General features: G+C 72.3%; 20 protein-coding genes. 13 read left to right on the forward strand and 7 right to left on the reverse strand.

What is annotated here, in order from left to right:
* Nucleotides 1-128: 128 nt before the first annotated feature.
* The 3 genes from ACWEN3_RS17000 (at nt 129) to ACWEN3_RS17010 (ending at nt 2,531) form a co-directional block, all read left to right on the forward strand.
* Nucleotides 129-341: a hypothetical protein gene (locus tag ACWEN3_RS17000; protein ID WP_452971112.1), complete on the forward strand. Its 213-nt coding sequence runs from the start codon at nt 129-131 to the stop codon at nt 339-341.
* Nucleotides 342-542: 201 nt separating this feature from the next.
* Entirely contained in the window at nt 543-2,366 is a 1,824-nt protein-coding gene (locus ACWEN3_RS17005) for a bifunctional metallophosphatase/5'-nucleotidase (RefSeq protein WP_452971115.1), read from the forward strand.
* A 27-nt stretch (nt 2,367-2,393) separates the two neighbouring features.
* Nucleotides 2,394-2,531, forward strand: a complete 138-nt coding sequence (locus tag ACWEN3_RS17010) for a hypothetical protein (protein WP_452971118.1) — start codon at nt 2,394-2,396, stop codon at nt 2,529-2,531.
* An 87-nt stretch (nt 2,532-2,618) separates the two neighbouring features.
* On the opposite strand, the gene ACWEN3_RS17015 is transcribed toward ACWEN3_RS17010, so the two are convergent.
* The 3 genes from ACWEN3_RS17015 to ACWEN3_RS17025 all read right to left on the reverse strand — a co-directional run bounded on the left by ACWEN3_RS17015 (nt 2,619) and on the right by ACWEN3_RS17025 (nt 5,567).
* Nucleotides 2,619-3,269 carry a hypothetical protein gene (locus tag ACWEN3_RS17015; protein ID WP_452971121.1) on the reverse strand — a complete coding sequence of 217 codons (651 nt, stop codon included), beginning with the start codon at nt 3,267-3,269 and terminating at the stop codon, nt 2,619-2,621.
* A gap of 97 nt (nt 3,270-3,366) precedes the next feature.
* Nucleotides 3,367-4,062: a GntR family transcriptional regulator gene (locus ACWEN3_RS17020; RefSeq protein ID WP_452971124.1), complete on the reverse strand. Its 696-nt coding sequence runs from the start codon at nt 4,060-4,062 to the stop codon at nt 3,367-3,369.
* 149 nt (nt 4,063-4,211) lie between these two features.
* Nucleotides 4,212-5,567 (reverse strand): aminotransferase class III-fold pyridoxal phosphate-dependent enzyme, encoded by a 1,356-nt coding sequence (locus ACWEN3_RS17025; RefSeq protein ID WP_452971127.1) that lies wholly within the window; start codon nt 5,565-5,567, stop codon nt 4,212-4,214.
* A 219-nt stretch (nt 5,568-5,786) separates the two neighbouring features.
* On the opposite strand from ACWEN3_RS17025, the gene ACWEN3_RS17030 reads away from it, so the two are divergent.
* Both ACWEN3_RS17030 and ACWEN3_RS17035 read left to right on the forward strand, forming a co-directional pair.
* Complete coding sequence (locus ACWEN3_RS17030; protein WP_452971130.1) at nt 5,787-7,706, forward strand: serine/threonine-protein kinase; 1,920 nt, start codon at nt 5,787-5,789, stop codon at nt 7,704-7,706.
* A 141-nt stretch (nt 7,707-7,847) separates the two neighbouring features.
* The gene (locus tag ACWEN3_RS17035) at nt 7,848-9,377 is read left to right on the forward strand and encodes a substrate-binding domain-containing protein (RefSeq protein WP_452971133.1); all 1,530 of its coding nucleotides are present in this window, start codon (nt 7,848-7,850) and stop codon (nt 9,375-9,377) included.
* A gap of 12 nt (nt 9,378-9,389) precedes the next feature.
* Here the strand turns inward: ACWEN3_RS17035 and ACWEN3_RS17040 are convergent, their stop codons facing one another.
* Nucleotides 9,390-10,139 (reverse strand): SLATT domain-containing protein, encoded by a 750-nt coding sequence (locus ACWEN3_RS17040; RefSeq protein WP_452971136.1) that lies wholly within the window; start codon nt 10,137-10,139, stop codon nt 9,390-9,392.
* Nucleotides 10,140-10,376: 237 nt separating this feature from the next.
* On the opposite strand from ACWEN3_RS17040, the gene ACWEN3_RS17045 reads away from it, so the two are divergent.
* The 3 genes from ACWEN3_RS17045 to ACWEN3_RS17055 are packed head-to-tail and all read left to right on the forward strand — an operon-like array spanning nt 10,377 to nt 12,027.
* The gene (locus ACWEN3_RS17045; protein ID WP_452971166.1) at nt 10,377-10,721 is read left to right on the forward strand and encodes a YbaB/EbfC family nucleoid-associated protein; all 345 of its coding nucleotides are present in this window, start codon (nt 10,377-10,379) and stop codon (nt 10,719-10,721) included.
* A gap of 51 nt (nt 10,722-10,772) precedes the next feature.
* Entirely contained in the window at nt 10,773-11,372 is a 600-nt protein-coding gene (gene recR, locus ACWEN3_RS17050) for a recombination mediator RecR (protein WP_452971139.1), read from the forward strand.
* A complete protein-coding gene (locus ACWEN3_RS17055; protein ID WP_452971141.1) occupies nt 11,365-12,027 on the forward strand; it encodes a DUF5063 domain-containing protein in 663 nt (220 codons plus the stop codon). The genes recR and ACWEN3_RS17055 overlap by 8 nt, the downstream gene beginning before the upstream one ends.
* A gap of 75 nt (nt 12,028-12,102) precedes the next feature.
* Here ACWEN3_RS17055 and ACWEN3_RS17060 read toward each other — a convergent pair whose 3' ends face one another.
* Nucleotides 12,103-12,828 carry a TSUP family transporter gene (locus tag ACWEN3_RS17060; protein WP_452971144.1) on the reverse strand — a complete coding sequence of 242 codons (726 nt, stop codon included), beginning with the start codon at nt 12,826-12,828 and terminating at the stop codon, nt 12,103-12,105.
* 209 nt (nt 12,829-13,037) lie between these two features.
* Between ACWEN3_RS17060 and ACWEN3_RS17065 the strand changes: the two genes are divergently transcribed.
* The 4 genes from ACWEN3_RS17065 (at nt 13,038) to ACWEN3_RS17080 (ending at nt 17,501) form a co-directional block, all read left to right on the forward strand.
* Nucleotides 13,038-14,309, forward strand: a complete 1,272-nt coding sequence (locus ACWEN3_RS17065) for an aspartate kinase (RefSeq protein WP_452971147.1) — start codon at nt 13,038-13,040, stop codon at nt 14,307-14,309.
* Nucleotides 14,306-15,376, forward strand: coding sequence for an aspartate-semialdehyde dehydrogenase (locus ACWEN3_RS17070; protein WP_452971150.1), 1,071 nt, complete (start codon nt 14,306-14,308; stop codon nt 15,374-15,376). The genes ACWEN3_RS17065 and ACWEN3_RS17070 overlap by 4 nt, the downstream gene beginning before the upstream one ends.
* A gap of 303 nt (nt 15,377-15,679) precedes the next feature.
* Nucleotides 15,680-16,363: a SigE family RNA polymerase sigma factor gene (locus ACWEN3_RS17075; protein WP_452971153.1), complete on the forward strand. Its 684-nt coding sequence runs from the start codon at nt 15,680-15,682 to the stop codon at nt 16,361-16,363.
* A gap of 67 nt (nt 16,364-16,430) precedes the next feature.
* Nucleotides 16,431-17,501 (forward strand): hypothetical protein, encoded by a 1,071-nt coding sequence (locus ACWEN3_RS17080; protein WP_452971156.1) that lies wholly within the window; start codon nt 16,431-16,433, stop codon nt 17,499-17,501.
* Nucleotides 17,502-17,510: 9 nt separating this feature from the next.
* Here the strand turns inward: ACWEN3_RS17080 and ACWEN3_RS17085 are convergent, their stop codons facing one another.
* Complete coding sequence (locus tag ACWEN3_RS17085; RefSeq protein ID WP_452971158.1) at nt 17,511-18,302, reverse strand: SURF1 family protein; 792 nt, start codon at nt 18,300-18,302, stop codon at nt 17,511-17,513.
* Nucleotides 18,303-18,504: 202 nt separating this feature from the next.
* On the opposite strand from ACWEN3_RS17085, the gene ACWEN3_RS17090 reads away from it, so the two are divergent.
* A complete protein-coding gene (locus tag ACWEN3_RS17090) occupies nt 18,505-20,322 on the forward strand; it encodes a S9 family peptidase (protein ID WP_452971161.1) in 1,818 nt (605 codons plus the stop codon).
* A gap of 9 nt (nt 20,323-20,331) precedes the next feature.
* On the opposite strand, the gene ACWEN3_RS17095 is transcribed toward ACWEN3_RS17090, so the two are convergent.
* Nucleotides 20,332-21,401, reverse strand: a 1,070-nt coding sequence (locus ACWEN3_RS17095; RefSeq protein WP_452971163.1) for a potassium channel family protein, incomplete at its 5' end; no start/stop codon positions are given.

The following is a 21,401-nucleotide window of genomic DNA, read 5'->3' on the forward strand; positions in this document are numbered from 1 at the left end:
CGTTCTTCCTAATTATACTTTCGTTTAAAAAAGGTTCTTCTATACAGCTGGTGGGAGGGCCCGCCGATCCGCCTCGGGGCGCGATCGGCGGGCGCCCCGTCGTGCCGGGCCCGGTGGACAATGGACGTATGAGCGTCCACCGGAACGCACTGTGCCGGGGACCGTACGGCGGTGAGGGCGGCCGGGCCGACGGCACGGACTGCTCCGACCCGGCCGTCTTCGAGGTGATCCGGCACAACAGGCCGCCGCTGCGGGTGTGCCCGATCCATCTCGGGCCTTCCCTGCTGGTGGCGAGCGGGGTGCTGTGGCCGCCGGAGATCAGGCTCATCGGCCGCGTGTGACGCCGTCCCGCCCTGAATCCGCGTGTGCGTAGCCTGCGTTCACCCGTTGTCCACCAACTCCTCCCCGTTGGCCCATCCTTGACCCGGACATGGTCATTCCCTGGTTCCTGGCAGATGCATGGACGAGAACCATCTACGCGGGTAGCCTCCGCACGGCACCGTCGCATCGCCCTTGCACTCCAGTCCTTCCAGGAGCCCTGAATGCCTCTCAGTCCCATGAACCGCCGGGAGTTCGTGAAGAAGTCGGCGGTCACGGGTGCCGCCGTAGCCGCCGCGGGAACGGTCGGCAGCGGCACCGCCGAAGCCGCGGACGACGCCCACCGGCCCCACAAGGCGCCGCGCACCTGGTCGTTCTCCATCCTCGGGACCACCGACCTGCACAGCCACGTCTTCGACTGGGACTACTACAAGGACGCCGCCTACAGCGACAAGGCGGGCAACTCGGTGGGCGTGGCGCGGGTCGCCACCCTCATCAAGCAGCAGCGCGAGGCCAAGGGCGAGCACCACGTCCTCCTCGTCGACGCCGGCGACATCATCCAGGGCACCTCCCTGGCCTACTACTTCGCCCGCGTCGAGCCGATCACCGGCACGGACGGCAAGCCCGGCCCCAAGCACCCGATGGCCGTCGCCATGAACCACATGCGCTACGACGCCGCCGCCCTCGGCAACCACGAGTTCAACTACGGCATCGACGTGCTGCGCAGGTTCGAGAGCCAGTGCCACTTCCCGCTGCTCGGCGCGAACGCGCTGGACGCCAAGACCCTGCGCCCCGCCTTCCACCCGTACACGGTGAAGCGCATCCGCGTCCCCGGCGCCCCCGACATCAAGGTCGGCATCCTCGGCCTCACCAACCCTGGCATCGCGCTGTGGGACAAGGACAACGTCAGCGGCAGGATGGTCTTCCCGGGCCTGGTCGAGCAGGCCAAGAAGTACGTGCCGCGGCTGCGCGCGCTGGGCTGTGACGTGGTGTTCCTGACCGACCACTCCGGCCTGGACGGCTCCTCCTCCTACGGCGACGAACTCCCGTACGTGGAGAACGCGTCGAACCTGGTCGCGGAGCAGGTGCCCGGCATCGACGCGATCCTGGTGGGCCACACCCACGTCGAGGTCCCGTCGTACACCGTGAAGAACGAGCAGACCGGCGAGGACGTCCTGCTCTCCGAGCCGTACTGCTGGGGCTACCGCCTGAGCGTCTTCGACTTCGAGCTCGAACTCCACCACGGGCAGTGGAAGGTGACGAGCAAGAAGGCGCAGACCCTCAACCCCAACACGGTGGACGAGGACCCGGAGATCAAGAAGCTCCTGGAGGCCGACCACGAGCTGGTCGTGAAGTACGTGAACACGGCCGTCGGCACCTGCACGGCGGACCTCTCGGCGGCGGACTCCTGCTGGCAGGACGTGCCGATCATGGACTTCATCCACAAGGTCCAGATGGACACGGTGAAGTCGGGCCTGTCGACGGCGGACGCGGCGCTCCCGCTGATCTCCGTGGCCGCGCCGTTCAGCCGCACGGCCGACATCCCCCAGGGCAACGTCACCATCAAGGACATCGCCGGCCTCTACATCTACGACAACACCCTCTACGGCAAGAAGCTGACGGGTGCCCAGCTGAAGGACTACCTGGAGTACGCGGCGAAGTACTACCACCAGGTACCCGCGGGCACGAAGGTGGACACCTCCACCCTCACCAACGCCAACAGCTTCTGGGACTACATGTACGACACGGCGGCGGGCGTCGACTACGAGATCGACATCGCGCAGCCGGAGGGCTCCCGGATCAAGAACCTGAGCTACAACGGCGCGCCCGTGGCCGACGGCCAGGTCTTCGTGGTGGCGGTCAACAACTACCGGGCGAACGGCGGTTCGGGTTACCCGCACATCGCCGCGGCGGACATCGCCTACAGCTCGACCAACGAGATCCGTCAGCTGATGATCGACTACGTGACGACGAAGAAGACCCTCGACCCGGCCGACTTCGCCGTCACCAACTGGAAGCTGACGCAGAACGGGACCCCGGTCTTCTGATCATCGGGGCCTGGGCCGCAGGGGGTTGTGAGCAGCGCGGCCGACGACGCCAAGAAGACAGTCCTCCTGGGTTTCTTCGAGGCGGTCATCGCCGAGATCCACGCGGTGAGCGACCGGCTCGGGCTGTTCGCGCAGTTGGGCCGGCCGCTGCCGCAGGTCGGCTGACGCTACGGCGTCGCACGCGAGGGCCGCCGGGTTCGTCCCGGGGGCCCTCGTCGTCCGTGCGGTGCCCCCTGGGGCCGCGCGCCGCTCTCAGCTGAAGACGATCATCGAGCCCTGGGCCAGCGAGCGCGTCGCCGCCGCGTGCAGGCCCAGCCACACGTGCCGTTCGCGGGCGAAGGGGCTGGGGTCGTAGGGAGCGGGGACGGCCGGCTCCTCCAGCTCCGTGGGGGCCGCCGGCGGGGCCGGGGCCGCCGGGGGGTTGGCCTGGTCGATGCCGATGGTCGGGGCGACGTACTGCAGTTCCCGCAGCAGCGACTGGGAGGACCCCAACGGGCCACCGCCCGCCAGGAGTTCGTCATTGGACAGCGGGTCGGGGAAGTCGACCGGGACGTACGCCCCCGCGTGGTCGTAGTGCCAGACCAGGTGCGACTGCTGGGCCGTGGACTCGAACATCTCCAGCAGCTGCTCGTAGTCGCCGCCCAGCTCGTCCACCGGGGTCACCGGCAGCCCGCAGACCTGGAGCAGATAGGCCCGGCGCAGGAAGTGCAGGGCGTCGTAGTCGAAACCGGCGACCGGTGCGACCTCGCCGGACAGGCCCGGCATGTACTGGTACACCGGCACCGGTGGGAGCCCGGCCGCGGCCAGCGCGTCGTTGTAGTGCGCGAGTTCATCGGCGAACGGGTTGTCCGGGGTGTGGCACAACACGTCGACGAGCGGTACCAGCCACAGGTCACAGGCCAAAGAGGGCTCCTCGCATCGGCGCGCGCGTTCACGCACAGCGGCAGGTGGTCAGGGAAGGGTAGTCGGTGCGGTGCAGGTCCCATACCCTCTCGTCCGCTCAGCTACCGGCCAGTCCTTCCAGCAGTGCCAGGGAATGGGCGTTGGCGGCGGCGACGACGCGGCGGGCGGTCTCGGCCTCGCGGCGGGCCAGGGCGTCGACCAGGTCCGTGTGCCCGGCCCAGAGGCGGCCGCGCAGATCGGGGAGGCGGAGCAGGTGCTGCACCGCGCACACCCAGGACTGGACGCGCAGCCGGTGCAGGAAGTCGGCGAGATAGGGGTTGCCGAACAGGACGCTCAGCTCGCGCCAGAAGCGCAGGTCGTAGCCGATCAGGATGGTGAGGTCGCCTGCCGCGGCGGCGCGCTGCGCCTCCTCGCCGCGGCGCCGCACGGTCGCGAGCACCGCCGCGGTGCGGGGGTCGTCCGGCGGTGACTGGAAGGCGGGGTGGCCGGTGGCGAGGGCCTGGAACATGCCGTCGGTGACCAGGCTGCGCGCCTCGATCATGTTCCGGTAGTCGCTGAGGGAGTACTCGGGCACCCGGAAGCCGCGGTGCTGGTCGGCCTCGAGGATGCCCTGCGCGGACAGGTCGACCAGCGCCTCGCGGACGGGGGTGGCCGAGACGCCGTACTGCTCGGCGATCTCCTTGACGGTGAACGCCCGGCCCGGCCGCAGCCGCCCCGCCAGCACCTCGTCACGGAGCGCGTCCGCGATCTGCTGGCGCAGGGTGCTGCGCGTCACGGCGCCGTTCGCGGGCATGGTCCGGGCCTCTCCTCACGCGTACGGGTGACGTACTCGTACGTACTCGCTATGTCTTACGAGCACGTCACCTTACGCGTTCGGATCGGCCAGGCGGCAGCCTTGGTCCGGTCACAGTCCGTGATGCCCGGGCCGGCTGCCACACGGTGTCACACCGTGTACTCGTCGGCGACGCTCAGCGCGGCGTCGAGCGCGGCCAGACCCTCCTTCAGCTCGGCCTCGGACGCGTTGCACGGCGGGACGACGTGGGTGCGGTTCATGTTCACGAAGGGCCACAGGCCGTGCTTCTTGGCGGCGCCGGCGAACGCGGCCATCGGGGCGTTCGCCTCGCCCGCCGCGTTGTACGGCACCAGCGGCTCGCGGGTCTCCCGGTCCCTGACCAGCTCCAGCGCCCAGAACATGCCGACACCGCGGACCTCGCCGACGCTCGGGTGCCGCTCGGCGAGCTCCGCGAGGCCCGGTGCGAGCACCGTCTCGCCGAGCAGCCGGGCGTTCTCGACCACGCCCTCCTCCGCCATCACGTTGATCGTGGCGACGGCGGCGGCGCAGGCCAGCGGGTGCCCCGAGTAGGTGAGGCCACCGGGGTAGGGGCGCTTGCCGAAGGTCTCCGCGATCCGCTGCGATATGGCCACGCCGCCGAGCGGCACATAGCCGGAGTTCACGCCCTTGGCGAAGGTCATCAGGTCGGGGGTGACGTCGAACAGCCCGGCCGCGAACCACTCGCCGGTCCGGCCGAAGCCGGCCATGACCTCGTCCAGGACGAAGACGATCCCGTACTTGTCGCACAGCTCGCGCACCCCGGCCAGATAGCCGGGCGGCGGGATCATGATCCCGGCCGTGCCGGGGATGGTCTCCAGGATGATCGCGGCGATGGTGCCCGGGCCCTCGAAGGCGATCGTCGTCTCCAGGTGCTCCAGGGCCCGCGCGGTCTCCTGCTCCTCCGTCTCGGCGTAGAAGCGGGAGCGGTACAGGAACGGCGCCCAGAAGTGGACGACGCCGGCGGCACCGCTGTCGCTGGCCCAGCGGCGCGGGTCGCCGGTGATGTTCACGGCCTGCTGGGTGCCGCCGTGGTACGAGCGGTAGGCCGAGAGCACCTTCGGGCGGCCCGTGTGCAGCCGGGCCATGCGCACCGCGTGCTCGACGGCGTCGGCGCCGCCGTTGGTGAAGAAGATCTTGTCCAGGTCGCCGGGGGTGCGCTCGGCGATCAGCCGGGCCGCCTCCGAGCGGGCCTCTACGGCGAACGCGGGCGCGAACGTCGTCATCGTCGCCGCCTGCTCCTGGATGGCCGCGACGACCTTGGGGTGCTGGTAGCCGATGTTGGTGAAGACGAGCCCGCTGGAGAAGTCCAGGTACCGCGTGCCGTCGTAGTCCCAGAAGTACGACCCCTCGGCGCCGGCGACGGCGAGGGGGTCGATGAGGTCCTGGGCGGACCAGGAGTGGAAGACGTGCGCACGGTCCGCGGCCTTCACTGCGGCGCCGGCTCCGGGGTTGGGCTGAGGGGTCATGCGGGCGAGCGTAAATGTCCGGGATGCGGACGGGGTATCGGCGTCCTGTTCCGTGGTCGGGGCGTTTTTGCGACAGGTTGTCGACAGGCCGCGGCGGCAGACCGCCCGGGAGCCCCCGTGAGCCTGTTACGGAACCGTAGAGGCGGGCCCGCCCGGCACCTTGTACGACCACACTATTCTCGGTCCGTTGCACACGTATGGGGGGAAGGCGGGGCGGCCATGGAGAAGCTGGGACCGGGGGATCCGCAGCGCATCGGGGGCTATCGGCTGCTGGCGCGGCTCGGCGCGGGCGGCATGGGGCACGTGTACCTGGCCAGGTCGGACCGCGGCCGTACCGTCGCCGTGAAACTGGTCCGCGAGGAGCTCGCCGAGCAGGAGGAGTTCCGGGAGCGGTTCCGGCAGGAGGTGCAGGCCGCGCGGCGGGTCGGCGGGTACTGGACCGCGCCCGTGCTGGACGCCGACACCGAGGCCGCGGTGCCGTGGGTGGCCACGGGGTACGTGGCCGGGCCGAGCCTCCAGCAGGTCGTGGGCCATGACCACGGCGCCCTGCCCGAGCGGTCCGTACGGATCCTCGCGGCCGGGCTCGCCCACGCGCTGAAGGACATCCACGCGGCCGGGATCGTGCACCGGGACCTGAAGCCGTCGAACGTGCTGGTGACCATCGACGGCCCGCGCGTGATCGACTTCGGGATCGCCCGGGCGCTGGAGACGACCTCGGTCGGCGGGGAGGGGCTGACCCGGACCGGGTCGCTGGTCGGCTCGCCCGGGTTCATGGCGCCCGAGCAGGTGCGGGGCGACCGGATCACACCGGCGTGCGACGTGTTCTGCCTCGGGTCGGTGCTGGCGTACGCGGCGACCGGGAGGCTGCCGTTCGGCAGCACCAACAGCGGGGTGCACGCGCTGATGTTCCGGATCGCGCAGGAGGAGCCGGACCTGGAGGGGGTGCCGGAGGGGATCGCCGACCTGGTGCGGGACTGCCTGCGCAAGGACCCCGGGGCCCGGCCGTCGCTGGACTCGGTGCTGGAGCGGACCGGCGCGGAGGACACGGTGTCCGGGGGCCGGTCCCGTGATCCCTGGCTGCCGGGTTCCCTGGTCGCCCAGCTGGGCCGGCACGCGGTGGGCCTGCTGGAGGTGGAGGACCCGGAGGCGTCTTCCGGCGCCGGTGCGCCCTCGGACGCGAGGGGCCCCGACGGGACGGAAGCGGCGGGTGCGGGCGCGGGGTCCCCCGAGCACGCCGCCGTGTCCGACGGGAGCACGGGGACCGACGAGACGGGCGCGGCGGACGGGAGTCCCGCGGCCGGGTACCAGCCGACCGTCGTGGCGGGGCGGACCCCGCCGCCCGGGGTGCCTGCGCCGCCCCCGGGGTTCGGGGCGGTGCAGGGGTCGTACGGGTATCCGCAGCAGCAGGCCCAGCAGCACCCCCAGCCCTCCGCGGCCTACGGGTACCCGCCGCAGTCGTACCAGGGCTACGGCGGCGGCCCATACGGCGCCGGCGGGCTCGGCTCCACCCCGCCCTACGGGCCACCGCCGGCCGCGGTGCCGCCGGAGCCCGAGCGGCGCAACGGCCGGTCGACCGCGCTGCTCGTCGTGATCGCGCTGGTCGTCGCGCTGGGTGCGGGCGGCTCCGTGTACGCGCTGATGAACCGGGGCGGCGGCGACAAGGGCCACGGCACGGCCGGCCCCGCGCCCACCGCCACCTCCGCGCCGCCCGAGAGTTCCACGGCGCCCACCCCCACCCCGGCCACGTCCGCGCCGTCCTCCTCCGCCTCCTCGGACGGGGCGGTCCCGGACGCGTACCTGGGGACCTGGTGGACGACCATCGACAGCACCGGCGGGACCGGCACCGGCAGCCGTCAACTGACCATCCGCCAGGGGCGGGTGGGGGACAGCGTGCTGACCCTGGTCGCGGACGGCCCCACCGACGACGGCGGGAGGTACCACTGCGTCTTCGCGGCCACGCTCACCCGGGCGCCCGGCGCCGGCGGGCCGCTGGAGATCGGCCCGTCCACCGTCACCAGCGGTGCCCCCGCCTCCTCCTGCACCCCGGGCGAGGCCACCGAGATCACACTGCTGTCGGGCGGCCGGCTGAAGCGGACGCAGCAGGGCGGCGGGGAGAGCCTGACCTACAGCAAGCAGTGACCGGGGGACAGCGGCCGACTCCCGTGTCCCGTGGGCTGGTTGAACGTCCGGCGAACTTCCGCGGACGGGTCCCGTTCGCCCCCTTTCCGGCGCGTACCGTGACTCCACCATCCGGCTCCGGGGAGTGGCGGGGGCACCCACATGTCGTGGCTGAGCGCGGAGAACGTCGTCGCCGTCGGTACGGCGCTGCTGGGCATCGCCGCGTCCGCGGGCATGGTCGGGTACGAGCGCCGGGTGCCGCGGCGCAAGCGGATCGGCTACCGCGTGCAGATGGACAACCCGGTCGGTGACGACGTGCGGTCGGGGCGGGCCAACCGGCGCCTGGGGCTCTTCGACGAGGTGCCGGGCATGTCGGACGCCACGCTCGTCCTGCTGCGCGTCGAGAACGACGGCTCGCAGGGCATCGACCACGACGACTACACGGGCCCCGAACGGCACGGCCTGACGGCGGTGTTCACCGACCGGACCATCCGCGGGGTCTCGGTGACCCAGCCGAGCGACACCGACCATCTGATGGACCACTTCACCGCCGAGCGCGGCTTCGGCTACGCGGGCAACACCCTCCATGTCCCGCGCGTCCCGCTCAACAAGGGCGACCACTTCAAGCTGCTGGTACTGCTCTCGGGCGGCGACGTGGGCCGCGAGATCCGGCTGATCGGCGGGATCCGGGAGGGCGAGGTCCACCCCAACCGCAGTGCCACCCCGGACGACAAGCCGCCCCTGTTCAGCCGGGCCTCCCGGTCCATCACCATCATGCTCACCGTGTGCGTGGTGACGTTGGCCGCGATCGTCGTCGCCCGCGACGGCAGCCCGCCGCCGATCGGCTGCGCGAAGGGACGGCTGACGGTGACCGGGTCGACGGCGTTCGAGCCGGTCATGCGGGAGGTGGCGAAGAAGTACGAGGAGGACTGCGAGGGGGCCGCCGTCACGGTGGACGCGCACGGATCCACGGCGGGCATACGGGAGCTGGCCGCCGACGGCGCCGCCTGGAAGGAGAAGGGGTCACCGCCGGTCGTCGCCCTCTCGGACGGGCCCAAGCCCGGCGGCATGCCCAGTCTGCGCGAGAACCGGGTCGCCCTGTCCGTGTTCGCGCTCGTCGTCAACGACGACGTGGGCGTGCGGAACCTGTCCACGGCGGACGTGCGCCGGTTGTACCAGGGAAGGATCACCGACTGGGCGCGGCTGGGCGGGCGTCCGCTGCCCGTCCACCTGGTCAGCCGGGACGCCAACTCCGGGACCCGGCAGGTCTTCCAGCGGCGGGTGCTGGGGCGGGGCGAGACGGCGAACTCCTCCGTCGACTGCGTCCACAAGGACTATCCGTCGGCGCCGGTGACCCGCTGCGAACTCGACTCCACCGCCCAGGTGCTGGCGGAGGTCGCCCAGCTGCCCGGCGCGATCGGCTACAGCGAGCTGAACCTGGCCACCGGCGCGAAGGGGCTGCGCGTGCTGGGCCTCGACGGGGACGCGCCCTCGGTGGACGCGATCGAGCACGGGCACAGCCGCTACCCCTACCGCGAGATCGAGTACGCCTACACCTACGGCCGGCCCCCCGCGGACTCCCTGGTCTCCAGCTTCCTGACCTATCTGGCGCGGGGCAACGGACAGGACGTCATCCGCACCCACGGGCACGTGCCGTGCTGGACCCCGGAGGGGATGAGGCTCTGCGCGTAGCCGCCCGGTGGGCTACCGGGGCTCCGGCGGCCGCTGCCGCGGCATGTTCGGGCGCGTCCCGTTCGCCGGCGGCAGCGGGAAGCGGCCGCCCGCGCCACCCGCCTCCTGCCGCGGCACGTACGCCACCGCCGCCTGGATGCCGAGCGGGGCCGAGCCGGTGCGGAACTCCACCATCCAGTCGGTGGTCTCGGTGCGCACCAGCTCCGTCACGTCCTCCGAGAACCGACGCAGCACGCCCAGGCACCGCTCGGCGGCCTCGCTCGCGGTGCCGTCCGCCGGTCCCAGCACCTCCCGGACGCTCTCCGCGGCCCAGTCGAACTGCAACGCCTGCAGCCGCCGCTGCACCGCCTGCGCGGTGGCCACGTCCCGCATCCATCCGGACGTCACCCCGAAGAAGCGGTCGACGCCGACGCAGGCGACCGCGAGCAGCAGCGCCAGGCTCCCCCAGGGCGCCACCCCGCGGGCCACCCCGGTCAGGTCCAAGAGCGGCAGCGCCGCCCCGGCCACCGCGCCCGCCGCCGCGCCGGACCGCAGCACCCGGGCCCCGCGCCGCTTCCACACCCGGTCCCGCAGATACCAGTCCGCCGTCCGCAGCGCCCCGTGCTCCACCCACCGGTACAGCTCGTCCAGCCGCTCGGCGGGCTCCCCCCAGTCCCCGAGCGGGAAGGACCGCCCGGTCAGATCGCCCGGCCGCAGTCCGGCCGCACCCTCGCCCCGCCCGTCCTGAGGCGGACCCTCGGGCTGCATCTCCGGCTGACCCACCCGGCACTCCCAACTGATCACGAACGGTCGCGTTGCGTGACATTCCATGCCGACGCGCGGCACCCTTCCTACCGCCCAATGGGTGGCCCGGACGTAGCTTTCCCCTCTTTTCCGCCCGGAAGAGGGCCTTGATCAGGTATAGGACTGCCATCTTTCTCACTCGAAAGAGTGGCGGTGTGATGGTCGCGCAGACCACGTAGGCTCGTGCCCAAGGAGAAGAACGTAGAGGAGCTGATCGTGATCCCCGGTGGTGGCCAGCCCAACATGCAGCAGTTGCTCCAGCAGGCCCAGAAGATGCAGCAGGACCTGCAACGGGCGCAGGAGGAACTGGCGAACACGGAGGTCGACGGGCAGGCGGGCGGTGGCCTGGTGCAGGCCACCGTGACCGGCGCCGGTGAGCTGCGCGGCCTGCGGATCGACCCCAAGGCGGTGGACCCGGAGGACACCGAGACCCTCGCCGACCTGATCGTGGCGGCCGTGCAGGCGGCCAACGAGAACGCGCAGGCGCTCCAGCAGCAGAAGCTCGGCCCGCTGGCCCAGGGCCTGGGCGGCGGCACCGGCATCCCCGGTCTGCCGTTCTGAGTCCGGGCCAACTAGCGTACGTACCGAAAGGTCTCCAGGAAGGGCAGTCCGTTGTACGAAGGCGTGGTCCAGGACCTCATCGACGAGCTGGGGCGGCTGCCCGGCGTCGGTCCCAAGAGCGCGCAGCGGATCGCCTTCCACATCCTGCAGGCCGAGCCGACGGACGTGAAGCGGCTCGCGCAGGCGCTCCTGGAGGTGAAGGCGAGGGTCCGCTTCTGCGCGACCTGCGGCAACGTGGCACAGGAGGAGCTGTGCAACATCTGCCGCGATCCGCGCCGCGACCCGTCGGTCATCTGTGTGGTGGAGGAGCCGAAGGACGTCGTCGCGATCGAGCGCACCCGTGAGTTCCGCGGCCGCTACCACGTGCTCGGCGGCGCCATCAGCCCGATCGAGGGTGTGGGACCCGACGACCTGCGTATACGAGAACTTCTCGCGCGGTTGGCCGACGGGACGGTCACGGAGCTGATCCTGGCCACCGATCCGAATCTCGAAGGCGAGGCGACGGCCACGTACCTCGCCCGCATGATCAAGCCCATGGGCCTGAAGGTCACCCGCCTGGCCAGCGGCCTCCCGGTGGGTGGCGACCTGGAATACGCGGACGAGGTCACCCTCGGCCGCGCCTTCGAGGGGAGACGACTCCTAGATGTCTGACGCCACGCTGCACGACACGACGCAGAACCCGGACGACTTCGTGGTCCAGATCGCGGACCAGGTGGAGAGCTTCCTGGTGGCCGTCACAGAGGTGGCGAAGGGCGACGAACCCGAATCGGCGGTCCCCTTCCTGCTCCTGGAGGTCTCCCAGCTCCTGCTGGCAGGCGGCCGTCTGGGCGCCCACGAGGACATCGTTCCGGAGGAGCGCTACGAGCCCGATCCGGGCCCCGAGCCGGACGTGGACGGGATTCGCGAGAACTTCGCGCGGCTGCTGGACCCCGTCGACGTCTACTCCGAGGTCTTCGACCCCTACGAGCCCCGCCGGGCCCCGGTGCCGGCCCGTCTCTCCGACGACCTCGCCGACGTCATCACCGACCTGCGCCACGGCATGGCCCACTACCGTGCGGGCCGCACCACGGAGGCCCTGTGGTGGTGGCAGTTCTCCTACTTCTCCAACTGGGGACCCACGGCCTCCGCCGTCCTGCGCGCCCTCCAGTCGGTCCTCATCCACGTCCGCCTCAACCAGCCCCTCGAGGAGCTCGACGGCCTCGACACCGACCAGCCCGCCATGGGCGACGAGACCCTGGAGTTCGAGGCGGGCCGGGTCATGGCGGAGGAGATCGGCGGACCCCTGGGAATCCAGCAGGGCAAGTAGCAGGCGGGTCGCGCGGGGGCGCCGGCGCGTGCCGCCCGGTGCGGGCGCGGCGGTGACCCGTGGGCGGCGCGCGGGTCAGGCGGGCCACAGGCCCCACAGGCCCTTGGTCATCGCCGTGGCGCCGCCCGCCAGGGACAGCAGGAGGACCAGGTACCGGGCCCGGTGCTCGGGGATGCGGGCGGCGATCGTGTGTCCGGCGAGGGCGCCCGCGGCCATCGCCGCGGCGGCCAGGGCCCACTGGGGCGGGGCCAGGCGGGGCAGCCCGTTCGCCGCGACGGAGAACGCGTTGACGACCACGCCGTAGAACTGGGCGTTGGGCACGAACTCCCGTACCGTCCAGCCCGCGTTGAGGGCGTAGAGGGACACCGGCGGACCGCCCACGCCCGCCGCCGCGTTCATGAAGCCGCCCAGCGCGCCGGCCGTCACCGCGCCCCGGCCGCCGCGCAGGGCCGGCACCTCGGCGCCGCGCATGACGAGCAGGACGGCCGCCGTCACCAGGACGCCCATCAGCAACAGCAGTACGGGGTGCGGGAGATGGCGGGTCAGCCAGGCGCCCGCCGGCACCGTGCAGGCCGCGGCCAGGCACAGCGGCACCATCGCCGCCGGCCGTACCCGCCGCCAGCCGCCCGCCAGCCCCACGACGCTGATCGCCCCGGCCGCGCAGTTGGCGAGCACCACCCCGTCGGCGGGGCCGAGCAGCAGCACCAGCGCCGGCACGGAGACCAGGGCGAAGCCCATCCCGGTCAGCCACTGGACGCCCGCGCCGAGCAGGACGATCGCCGCGAGCAGTGTGTCGGTCATGGACAGGCCCCCCTGGCCATCGGAACGTTTCCCTGGTGATTCAACCGGGGTTTCTGTGACCCGGGGCACTTTCCGCGTGGTCGCCCCCGCGCTGGGCAAGAGCCCTTCCGGAAGCGAGCGGCCGACGTCTCACCATGCGGGAGCGCGATGGTGGAATTCGGACGCTCGATAGACTGAGCCGACACAAACGAACCGAGCGAGGAGCGCACGTGGGCCTTGTCGTGCAGAAGTACGGAGGCTCCTCCGTAGCCGATGCCGAGGGCATCAAGCGCGTCGCCAAGCGGATCGTGGAAGCGAAGAAGAACGGCAACCAGGTTGTCGTCGTCGTTTCCGCGATGGGCGACACGACGGACGAGTTGATCGATCTCGCCGAGCAGGTCTCTCCGATGCCTGCCGGGCGGGAATTCGACATGCTGCTGACCGCCGGAGAGCGGATCTCCATGGCCCTGCTGGCCATGGCGATCAAAAACCTGGGCCACGAGGCCCAGTCCTTCACCGGCAGCCAGGCAGGCGTCATCACCGACTCGGTCCACAACAAGGCCCGGATCATCGACGTCACACCGGGCCGGATCCGGGAGTCGCTCGACCGGGGCAACATCGCGATCGTCGCCGGTTTCCAGGGCGTCAGCGCCGACAAGAAGGACATCACCACGCTCGGCCGCGGTGGGTCCGACACGACGGCCGTCGCCCTCGCCGCCGCCCTCGACGCCGAGGTCTGCGAGATCTACACCGACGTCGACGGCGTGTTCACCGCCGACCCGCGCGTGGTGAAGAAGGCGAAGAAGATCGACTGGATCTCCTTCGAGGACATGCTGGAGCTCGCGGCCTCCGGCTCCAAGGTGCTGCTCCACCGCTGCGTGGAGTACGCCCGCCGCTACAACATCCCGATCCATGTCCGGTCCAGCTTCAGCGGACTGCAGGGCACATGGGTCAGCAGTGAGCCGATTGGGGACAAGCAGGTGGAGCAGGCCATCATCTCCGGTGTCGCGCACGACACCTCCGAGGCCAAGATCACGGTCGTCGGCGTGCCGGACAAGCCGGGTGAGGCCGCCGCGATCTTCCGGGCCATCGCCGACGCCGAGATCAACATCGACATGGTCGTGCAGAACGTGTCCGCCGCCTCCACGGGCCTGACGGACATCTCCTTCACGCTGCCGAAGACCGAGGGCCGCAAGGCGATCGACGCGCTGGAGAAGGGCCGCTCCGGCATCGGCTTCGACTCGCTGCGCTACGACGACCAAATCGGCAAGATCTCGCTGGTCGGCGCCGGCATGAAGACCAACCCGGGCGTCACCGCCTCCTTCTTCGAGGCGCTGTCCGACGCGGGCGTGAACATCGAGCTGATCTCCACCTCCGAGATCCGCATCTCGGTCGTCACCCGCAAGGACGACGTGCCGGAGGCCGTCCGCGCCGTCCACACGGCCTTCGGACTCGACTCCGACACGGACGAGGCCGTGGTCTACGGAGGCACCGGCCGATGACCACGAAGCCGACGCTCGCGGTCGTGGGAGCGACCGGAGCCGTCGGCGCGGTCATACTCCAGATCCTGTCCCAGCGCGCGGACGTCTGGGGCGAGATCCGTCTGATCGCCTCCCCCCGCTCGGTCGGCCGCAAGCTCGCCGTGCGCGGGGAGGAGGTCGAGGTCGTGGCCCTGACGGAGGACGCCTTCGCCGGGGTCGACATCGCCATGTTCGACGTCCCGGACGCGGTCGCCGCCGAGTGGGCGCCGGTCGCCGCCGCCCACGGCGCCGTGGTCGTCGACAACTCCGGAGCCTTCCGGATGGACCCGGACGTGCCCCTCGTGGTGCCCGAGGTCAACGCCCACGCGGTGCGCAACCGCCCGCGCGGGATCATCGCGAACCCCAACTGCACCACCCTGACCATGATCGTCGCCCTGGGCGCGCTGCACGCCGAGTTCGGGCTGCGCGAGCTGGTGGCGTCGTCGTACCAGGCGGTGAGCGGGGCCGGGCAGGCCGGTGTGGAGACGCTCAGGGCCCAGCTGTCGCTGGTCGCCGGGACCGAGCTGGGGACCGCCCCCGGGGACGTACGGCGGGCCGTCGGGGACAGCACCGGGCCGTTCCCGGAGCCGGTCGCGCTGAACGTCGTCCCGTGGGCCGGGTCGCTGGTGCAGGACGGCTGGTCGTCGGAGGAGATGAAGGTCCGCGACGAGACCCGCAAGATCCTCGGGCTGCCGCAGCTGCCGGTCGCGGTGACCTGTGTGCGGGTGCCGGTGATCACCACGCACTCGCTGACCGTCCACGCCCGCTTCCAGGGCGAGGTCACGGTCGACGGCGCCCGCGAGATCCTCGCCACCGCGCCCGGCGTGGTGCTGTGCGACGACCCGGCCGCCGGCGAGTACCCCACCCCGGCCGACGTCGTGGGCACCGACCCCTCCTGGGTGGGCCGGGTGCGGCGGGCGCTGGACGACCCGACCGCGCTGGAGCTGTTCGTGTGCGGCGACAATCTGCGCAAGGGAGCCGCGCTGAACACCGCTCAGATCGCGGAGCTGGTGGCGCGGGAATCGACCGGGCCCGAGAGCCACAGGTGACCACTTTGTAGGATCAGGGTAAGAAGTGTGGCCGGGAGCATGGTCCAAACCACTTGAATCGTTCCCTCGGGCAACAGAGGATTTTCCTCCCCGCCCTCCGCAACCGCGCGGAGGGCGGGGAGCGTCTTTGCGGTCACTCTTCGGGGCGTGGGGGCGCCGTGATCGGCCGGGCGTCTTGGCGCCCGTCTATATCGGACATAGGGGAAGAGCGGGACGCATGACGGCACTTGGGGCACCACCGGCTGTCGCACATGTGACGCCCGGCACGTACAACCCTGGCGGGGGCAGACGTGTCCAACTGGCGTGGCAGAGGTACTCGAACTCACTGCGGCCCGCGGCACCGCGGCCCTTCGGCCGCCGCGTGCGGCGCTCCGGCCCCGCACGCCCGGCGGCATGCCGGTGATCGCGCCCATGCCCGCAGCGCGGCCCGCCCGCATACCCAGTCAGCGTGACGGCTCCGACGAGACCGCGGCGGCCGAGGCCACCGCGGTCGCCGGGACCACCGTCGACCACCTCACCGAGACCTACCGGGCGCACTACCGCTCGCTGCTCGGTCTCGCCGCCCTCCTCCTCGACGACACCGCCTCCTGCGAGGACGTCGTCCAGGAGGCCTTCATCCGCGTCCACTCGGCCCGCAAGCGCGTCCGCGACCCCGAGAAGACCCTCGCCTACCTCAGGCAGACGGTCGTCAACCTCTCCCGCTCCACGCTGCGCCGGCGCATCCTCGGCCTGAAGCTGCTCTCCAAGCCGATGCCGGACATGGCGAGCGCGGAGGAGGGCGCCTACGACCAGCTGGAGCGCCGTGACCTCATCAAGGCGATGAAGGGACTGCAGCGCCGCCAGCGCGAGGTGCTCGTGCTGCGCTACTTCGCCGACATGACCGAGGCCCAGGTCGCCGAGACGCTCGGCATCTCGCTGGGCTCGGTGAAGGCCTACGGCTCACGGGGCATCGCCGCGCTGCGGGTGGCCATGGAGGCGCCGGCATGAGAGACCACCCGAACCGACGAAGCAGTACGAGCAAGACCACATGTCATCGCACGCTGGGAACGGAACTGTGAACCACGGCCCCGACGAAAAGGGCACCGGGGGGCTCGACCCGGGCCTCGACGGGCTCGGCTCGGACGAGCTGGACCTGCGCCGGATGCTGCGCTCCGCGGTCGACGACATGGAGCCGCGCACCGGCACGCTGGACCATCTGCGCCGGGCCGTGCCCGCCCGGCGGGCCCGCAAGCGGCAGGCCGCCGTCGGCATGGCCGCCGCGGCCCTGTTCATCGGCACGGCCATCCCCGCCCTCGTCCACGTCTCGGACTCCGGCGGCACCGACCCCAACACCGCCATGGCCGGCCAGTCCTCGCAGGCCCAGGGCGGCACCGGCCAGGGCAAGGACAAGGACACCGGTCCGGGCGGCGGCAAGGGCGGCGACAGCAGCAGCGTCAGGCCCGGCAGGCAGCCAGGGAAGAACGACGCGAAGGGCCACGGCACCGGCGGCGGCACCGGCTCCGCCAACGGGGCCGACCCGTCCGCCACCCTGGCCGCGGGCGTCCCGCTGTGCACGGCGGCCCAGCTGGGCTCCGCCAGCGGCAGCGCCGGCGCACCGGACTCCGCGGGCGTGGTCTACGGCAGCTTCCGCGTCATGAACGTCTCCTCCACCGCCTGCACCGTCGGCGGTCCGGGCACCGTCGGCGCGACCGCGCAGGGCGCCGCGGACCAGGCAAAGATCGTCCTCACCCGGCACGTGTCAGGGGACGCGGCCACCGGTCTGCCCGACCCGTCCCTGGAGGTCTCCGGACTCGTCCTCCAGCCGGGCTCGGCCTACCTGGAGAAGTTCGCCTTCGTGCCCTCCGAGACCTGTCCCACCACGGGCGGCGGCACGACCGCCGGCTCGGAGGGCGGCGGACCGACGCCCGACCCGTCCCCCAGCCAGGACGCCGGCGCCACCGGCGGCACGACCGACACCGGCGGGACGGCCGGCACCACGGCCCAGCTGGCCTCCGAGGGCGGCACGGCCGACGGCAGCGTGCTGGTCACCCACACCGCCCCGACCGCCTCGCCGACGGTGTCGGCGGTGGTGCCGGGCGAGTGCGCGGGAACCGTGTACTACACCGGGGTGCTGACGGGGGCGTAGCCCGCGGGGTCAGCCGCCCGCCACGGTGACCGGGGGCTCCTGCTCCGGTACGAGCCCCAGCGCGGCGTCCCGCACCGCTTCCGCCTCCCGCCGCAGCAGCCGGAACCACATGAACACCACGAAGCCGGCGAAGACGAACCACTCGCCGGTGTAGCCGAGGTTCTGGAACGCCTTCAGATCGAGGCCGGTGCCCTCCGGCGCGGTCGCGGGCACGGCCTTCATCCCCGAGTCGGCGCGGTCCAGCGTCACCCACGCGTCGTACAGCCGGTCCGGCACCAGGTTGACGAGCGAGGCCGAGCTGATCGCCGCCGTCTGCCCGGCCGGCAGCCCGCTCTGCGCGCCGACCCCGTTGTCCCCGGGCGTCTCGGACGCCTGCAGCGCGCCGGTGACGGTGACCTCGCCGGTGGGCGGGGCCGGCGCCTTCGCCGCGTCCGCCGTGCCCGGCAGCCAGCCCCGCACCACGGGCAGCGCCCTGCCGGAGCCGGTGCGCAGCAGGGTCAGCACGTAGAAGCCGCTCTTGTCGTCCAGCTGCCGGCCGGGCACCAGCAGCTGCGGGCCGTAGTGGCCGCGCGCGGTGACCTTGCGCCCCGAGGTGGCCTTGTCGACGGGCAGCATCGAGTCCAGCGGCCGAGCGCTCTCCCGCTGGTCGGAGGCGGCCTGCCGGGTCGCGGCGCGGCTGTCGTGCACCCGGCCCTCGAACCGGCTCAGCTGCCAGGACCCCATGAAGACGCAGAACGGGATGGCGAGGAGCACGAAGACGTTGATGCCCCACCAGCGCGGAGTCAGCAGAAACCGGTACACGCCCCCCACGGTACGGCGCCCGCACCGCCGCCCCGCCCTTGGGTCGGGCACTTGGACGGCCCGCGGCGAGTGGATCGGCGGGACGCCGGGACGGACGCCGGCGGGGCCGGTGCGGGCACGGTCGGAAAGTTGTCCACAGGCTGCGCACACCCGCCACCCAATTGTCGCCGCGGCCAGGCAGTATGGGCGCATGACTGGGGCCATGAGTGAGAGCGACACGTCGCACACGCAGCACACGCCGGAGACGCCCGACTGGGAGAAGCGCTTCCGGGCGCCGCGGGTCTCCCTGCCCGACTGGGCCGAGGACGCGCCGGACCGCTCCCTGTTCGTGTCGAACGCGACGGGCACGTACGAGCTGTACGCCTGGGACCGCGCGACGGGCGCGCAGCGGCAGGCGACGCACCGGCCGAACGGCACGACGGACGGCGTGCTCTCCCCGGACGGCGCCTGGATCTGGTGGTTCGACGACAAGGACGGCGACGAGTTCGGCGTCTGGCGCCGCCAGCCCTTCGCGGGCGGACCGGACGAGCCGGCCGTCCCGGGCCTCGACCCCTCCTACCCGGCCGGACTCGCCCTGGCCCGCGACGGCCGCACGGCGGTCGTCGGCCGCTCCACCGACGAGGACGGCACCACGATCCATCTCGCGCGCGAGGGCGCGGTCCCGGTCGAGATCTACCGGCACCGCGAGTCGGCGGGCGTCGGCGACCTCTCCCACGACGGCTCCCTGATCGCCATCGAGCACACCGAGCACGGCGACGCCATGCACGCGGCACTGCGCGTGATGCGCCCGGACGGCACGACGGTCGCCGAGCTGGACGACACCAAGGGCGGCACCGAGGAGCTGGGCCTGGAGGTGCTGGGCTTCGCCCCGGTCGACGCCGACCGGCGCCTCCTCATCGGCCACCAGCGCCGGGGCCGCTGGGAGCCGCTGGTGTGGGACGTGGCCACCGGCCAGGAGACCGACCTCGCCCTCGACCTCCCAGGGGACGTCAGCGCCGAGTGGTACCCGGACGGCTCCGCCTTGCTGATCGCGCACAGCTTCGAGGCCCGCAGCGAGCTGTTCCGCTACGACCTGGCGGGCGGCGAGCTGACCCGCATCCCCACCCCGCCCGGCTCGGTCTCCGGCGCGACGGCCCGTCCCGACGGCAGCGTGGAGTACCTGTGGTCGTCGGCCGCCGAGCCCCCGGCGGTGCGGTCGACCGAGGGCGGCGTCGTCCTCGACCCCCCGGGCATGGCCTGCCCGCCGTCGGTCGCGGTGGAGGACGTGTGGGTGGAGGGCCCCGGCGGCCGCATCCACGCCCTGGTCCAGAAGCCGGCGGGCGCGAGCGGCCCCCTGCCGACCGTCTTCGACCTGCACGGCGGCCCCACCTGGCACGACAGCGACTCCTTCGCCGCGGGCCCGGCCGCCTGGGTCGACCAGGGCTACGCGGTGATCCGCGTCAACTACCGCGGCTCCACGGGCTACGGCCGCGCATGGACCGACGCCCTCAAGCACCGGGTCGGCCTGATCGAGCTGGAGGACGTCGCCGCCGTGCGCGACTGGGCGGTCTCCTCCGGCCTCGCCGACCCCGGCCGCCTGATCCTCACCGGCGCCTCCTGGGGCGGCTACCTCACCCTGCTCGGCCTCGGCACCCAGCCCGACGCGTGGACGGTGGGCATCGCGATCGTCCCGGTCGCGGACTACGTCACCGCGTACCACGACGAGATGGAGGCCCTGAAGGCCATGGACCGCACCCTGCTGGGCGGCACCCCGGAGGAGGTCCCGGACCGCTTCGAGGCGTCCTCGCCGCTCACCTACGTCGACCGCGTCACGACACCGGTCTACATCTCGGCGGGCGTCAACGACCCGCGCTGCCCCATCCGTCAGATCGACAACTACGTCAAGCGCCTGGAGGCTCGCGGCGCGGTCCACGAGGTGTACCGGTACGACGCGGGCCACGGTTCGCTGGTGGTGGACGAGCGGATCAAGCAGGTGAGACTGGAGACGGAGTTCGCGGCGAGGCACCTCGGCGCCTCCTGAGCGACCGGCTCAGCGCAGCTCCGCGAGCCCCCGGCGAGTCGTGGCGACCACCACCCGGTCGCCCTTCTCCAGCACATGACCGGGAGGCGTGTCGGTCCGGCCCTCCAGCGCCAGCACGCGCCAGGACCCGGCCCGGAACGCCTCCCGCACGGTCCGCCCCTCCAGCTGCGGATGCCCGGCCACGTCGACGGCCGCGAACAGCAGCACCCTGCGCTCCACCGGGATCGCCCCCAGCACCTGCCGCCCGAGCATCGCACCGGCGAACGCGGGCGCGGCCAGATGCGTGACGCTCCGGCTGCGGGTCAGCGCCTGCGGGTACGCGGCACGCAGGGTGCGGTACACGGCGGTGGCGAAGTCGTCGTCGTACAGCCGCAGGACCACCCGCAGATCGCGCCGTACGGTCCGCGCGTACAGCACGGCCTCCAGGTTGGTGGTGTCGGCGCTGGTCACCGCGAGCAGCGCCTGCGCCCGGTGGATCTTGGCGGACTCCAGGACCCCTTCCTGGGTGACGTCCCCGAGCACCACCGGCACCCGCAGCCGCCGCGCGGTCGCGAGGCCCCGCGCCTCGGGGTCGGACTCGACGCACACGACGGGGACGTTCAGCTCCCGCAGCCGGGTCAGCACCCGGGTGCCGATCTTGCCGAGCCCGAGCAGCACCACATGCCCGCCCAGGCCCCGCGGCGGCTTGCGCAGCGTGGAGGCGGTGCGGAAGGTGCCCAGCGCCTCCAGGACGGCGGCCAGCAGAACCGGCAGCAGCAGCAACCCCACCAGCCCGGACAGCAGTTGGAGCAGCTGGCGGCCGAGCGGGGCCCCGAGGGCCGGGTCGTCGATCGCGAACATGTCGAGCAGGGTGAGGTAGAAGGCCCGCAGCGGATGGATCCGCGGGGTCACCGCCCACAGCGCGACGGCGAGCGCGACCACACAGCCCACCAGACCGGCCAGCGACCAGCGCAGCCGCCGGGAGAACAGCGAGGCGAGCGGTGGTACGCCGCCCACCCCGCGACCGGGCGCGCCCGACTCCGCCCCGCCCGCGGACGACACCTGCTCCAGCACCACCGCCGTGCGCCCGCCGGCCCGCC

The organism is Streptomyces sp. NPDC004561 (genome assembly GCF_053602155.1).

What these genes read in the sequence shown, in the direction of transcription:
- ACWEN3_RS17090 (WP_452971161.1), top strand. Translation starts at nt 18,505, where the DNA reads ATGAGTGAGAGCGACACGTCGCACACGCAGCACACGCCGGAGACGCCC.
- ACWEN3_RS17020 (WP_452971124.1), bottom strand. Translation starts at nt 4,062, where the DNA reads ATGCCCGCGAACGGCGCCGTGACGCGCAGCACCCTGCGCCAGCAGATC.
- ACWEN3_RS17000 (WP_452971112.1), top strand. Translation starts at nt 129, where the DNA reads ATGAGCGTCCACCGGAACGCACTGTGCCGGGGACCGTACGGCGGTGAG.
- ACWEN3_RS17070 (WP_452971150.1), top strand. Translation starts at nt 14,306, where the DNA reads ATGACCACGAAGCCGACGCTCGCGGTCGTGGGAGCGACCGGAGCCGTC.
- ACWEN3_RS17025 (WP_452971127.1), bottom strand. Translation starts at nt 5,567, where the DNA reads ATGACCCCTCAGCCCAACCCCGGAGCCGGCGCCGCAGTGAAGGCCGCG.
- ACWEN3_RS17005 (WP_452971115.1), top strand. Translation starts at nt 543, where the DNA reads ATGCCTCTCAGTCCCATGAACCGCCGGGAGTTCGTGAAGAAGTCGGCG.
- ACWEN3_RS17060 (WP_452971144.1), bottom strand. Translation starts at nt 12,828, where the DNA reads ATGACCGACACACTGCTCGCGGCGATCGTCCTGCTCGGCGCGGGCGTC.
- ACWEN3_RS17035 (WP_452971133.1), top strand. Translation starts at nt 7,848, where the DNA reads ATGTCGTGGCTGAGCGCGGAGAACGTCGTCGCCGTCGGTACGGCGCTG.
- ACWEN3_RS17030 (WP_452971130.1), top strand. Translation starts at nt 5,787, where the DNA reads ATGGAGAAGCTGGGACCGGGGGATCCGCAGCGCATCGGGGGCTATCGG.
- ACWEN3_RS17055 (WP_452971141.1), top strand. Translation starts at nt 11,365, where the DNA reads ATGTCTGACGCCACGCTGCACGACACGACGCAGAACCCGGACGACTTC.